Here is a 1,754-nt window from a genome sequence, read left to right as displayed (position 1 = left end):
CCACAACGCCGCCAAGGCCGACGGGGGCGACGTCGTCCAGAACCGCGACCGGGGCGGCGCCGATCAGCAGTGGCAACTCGTCCCGGCCGGGAGTGCCGGCAGCACCGGTACGCCCACCGCGCCGGGCGGCAGCGTTCCCACCAGCCAGGCTCCGAGCGGCTCGCACCCGTCGTCGCCGTCGTCTCCCGCGGCTGGTGGCGGCAGCTCGACGACACGTTTCATGGGCAGCAGCACGGTGCTCGTCGGCGGCTCGGTGTCTGACGCCTCGGCGGCCGCCGCGCCGTTCGACGTGCGGTACGCCTATGTGCACAGCCAGCCCGCGCCCTCGTCGGACTACTACACGGCAGCGCGCTGCCACGACGGGTGGTCGGGCTGGTGGGGCTGCTGGACCGGCAGCACCACGGCGCCCGGCACGTACGTGACCTATCGGGACACCGTGGCGGCCCAGGCGACGTACAAGGGCAGCCCGCGCCCGCAGAAGATGCTCTGGACCTGGTACTCGCTGCGCGACCTCGGGGATGCGGCAGGCCAGGGCGACGGCCCGGGCGAGGTCCAGGCCATCAACAGGACCGACCTGCTCACCCGGTACCTGAACGACTACCGCTTCTTCCTCCAGAAGATCGGCACGTCGCACGACGCGATCGACCTCGAACCCGACTTCTGGGGCTACGTCCGGTCGCTCGGCAATCCGCACCAGGTCGCCGCGCAGGTCACGGCCTCGAATCCGACGGACTGCGGATCGCAGGAGAACAGCGCCACCGGACTCGCCCAGTGCCTGATCTCGATGGCGCACAAGTACGCGCCGAACACCGCCGCGGGGCTGCATCTTTCCTGCTTCGACTGGCAGACCAACACGCAGGCATGCGTCAAGGACTACGCGAACCTCGGGGCGAAGAACGCCGACTTCCTGGTCACCGATGTGTCGGACCGCGACGCAGGCTGGTACGCACAGCCGGCCCACGGCGGCAGTGACCACTTCTGGAACGACCAGAAGGCCGCCGCCGCGCTCGGGTTCTACAAGACGATGGCCGAGTCCGTGGGCAAGCCGGTCGTCCTGTGGCAGATCCCCGTGGGCAACATGGCGCAGAACAACACTCTCAACCATTACAAGGACGACAAGGTGGACTGGTTCTTCGCACACATGGACCAGGTGGCGAACGCCCATGTCGCCGGGCTGCTGTTCGGTCCGGGGCAGCAGGAACAGACCACGGCCGAGACCGACGGCGGAAACCTGATCAACAAGACCATCGCCTACCACAACTCGGGCGGCACAGCGCTCAAGTAGTGGCACAGCACTCCAGTAGGCGAAGGCACGGATGCGCCCCCATCTTTCCGATGGGGGCGCATTCGTCATCTTCGCCGGGCTGCGGACTTCTCGGCCGGCGCCGACCATGCCACGCAGGATCAGGAGCACACCCATCTGCCGGACACGCCTCGCCGGGCCTCCGCCTGGTCCCCAAACGATGGGAACCCCAGCCGGCGCACGGCTGGGGTTCCTCGATGCGGTGAGTATCAGTCAGCGGGTGGAGGTGCCCACGTCGTAGACCGCTCGTCTACATGCCAGCGGACCGCACCCGGTCGCGATCACCGTGGATCAGGCGGGTCAGCGCTGCAGGGTGAGGAGTCCCGGCCGCCACGGCAGTCGGTCGTAGGGGCCGGTCGCGGTGGGGGACTTGCCCTGGTAGAGGAACTGCAGGTTGCAGGGGTCGATGGTCATGGTCTGGTCGGGGTTGTTGCGGACCAGGTCACCGTGA

General features: G+C 68.4%; 1 protein-coding gene and 1 pseudogene. One reads left to right on the top strand and one right to left on the bottom strand.

Annotated elements, in window-relative coordinates; genetic code table 11:
- Positions 1 to 1,285 (top strand): annotated as a pseudogene (locus tag ACH47Z_RS47145) (lectin); the annotation flags it as partial.
- Between the two features lie 318 nt (positions 1,286 to 1,603).
- Here ACH47Z_RS47145 and ACH47Z_RS47140 read toward each other — a convergent pair.
- Positions 1,604 to 1,754: non-reducing end alpha-L-arabinofuranosidase family hydrolase (locus tag ACH47Z_RS47140; RefSeq protein WP_399086827.1), on the bottom strand; the 151-nt coding region annotated here is incomplete at its 5' end.

The organism is Streptomyces sp. NPDC020192 (assembly GCF_044388685.1).
Taxonomy (GTDB): domain Bacteria; phylum Actinomycetota; class Actinomycetes; order Streptomycetales; family Streptomycetaceae; genus Streptomyces.
This window is presented reverse-complemented; position numbering and strand designations above follow the sequence as displayed.